This is a genomic window from Pseudomonas sp. P4_C1, assembly GCF_056402155.1.
In genome coordinates, this window is sequence record NZ_JBFUHY010000166.1 from 1 (window position 1) to 1,147 (window position 1,147).

Genomic DNA, 1,147 nt, shown 5'->3' on the forward strand with positions numbered 1-1,147 from the left:
AAGGTCGCGTCGTCGGCCGACCCGGATTTCACCGGACGGGCTTCTTTCGCTCCCGCCGGGCCGGCGGCCTCTGCGGTATTGCCGAAACCACCGAGCAGGACGTTGAAGAACGAACGGTTCATCGCCTTGCACATGATGTACGAGAGGATCGCACCGCTTGAGCCCACCAGCGAACCGGCGATGATCAGCATCGAGTTGTTCAGCGAGAAGCCGATGCCCGCCGCTGCCCAGCCGGAGTAGCTGTTGAGCATCGACACCACGACCGGCATGTCCGCGCCACCGATCGGGATGATGATCAGCACGCCGAGCACGAAGGCCAGGGCCAGCATCACGGCGAAGGCGGTGTAGTCGCCGGTGAGCATGAAGGTCACGCCCAGGCCCAGGGTGGCCAGGCCCAGCAGCAGGTTCAGCTTGTGCTGGCCGCTGAACTGKACCGGTGCACCCTGGAACAGGCGGAACTTGTACTTGCCGGCCAGCTTGCCGAAGGCAATGACCGARCCGGAGAAGGTGATTGCACCGATGGCGGCMCCGAGGAACAGTTCCAGGCGGTTACCGGCCGGGATCGCGTCACCGAGTTGCTTGACGATGCCCAGCGACTGCGGCTCGACCACGGCRGCCACGGCGATGAACACCGCSGCCAGGCCGATCATGCTGTGCATGAAGGCGACCAGTTCGGGCATCTTGGTCATTTCMACGCGTTTGGCCATGATCGAACCGGCSGTGCCGCCGATCAGCAGGCCGACGATCACGTAGACGATCCCGTCYTGSGCMAGCTCGGCGCCSAGCTTGTAGATCAGGCCCACCGTGGTGAGGATCGCCAGGCCCATGCCGAGCATGCCGAACAGGTTGCCGCGGCGCGACGTGGTGGGGTGCGAGAGGCCCTTGAGCGCCTGGATGAAGCAGACCGAGGCGATCAGATACAGGGACGTAACCAGGTTCATGCTCATGCTTGTTGCACCTCAGCCTTGACTGCTGCGGCCTTGGCGGCCGGAGCTTTGGCCGCTTTCTTCTTGAACATTTCCAGCATGCGCCGGGTCACCAGGAAGCCACCAAACACGTTGACCGCGGCCAGGGCCACGGCCAGGGTGCCCATGGTCTTGCCCAGCGGGGTCACGGTGAGGGCGGCGGCGAGCATGGCGCCGACGAT

General features: G+C 64.7%; 2 protein-coding genes. Both read right to left on the reverse strand.

Translation table 11 applies throughout. The annotated features are described in order from the left end of the window. On the reverse strand, positions 1-947 hold a 947-nt coding region (locus AC1DU9_RS29805), incomplete at its 3' end, for an NAD(P)(+) transhydrogenase (Re/Si-specific) subunit beta (protein WP_477811270.1). Continuing rightward, positions 944-1,147: proton-translocating transhydrogenase family protein (locus AC1DU9_RS29810; RefSeq protein WP_477811271.1), on the reverse strand; the 204-nt coding region annotated here is incomplete at its 5' end. The genes AC1DU9_RS29805 and AC1DU9_RS29810, both read right to left, overlap by 4 nt.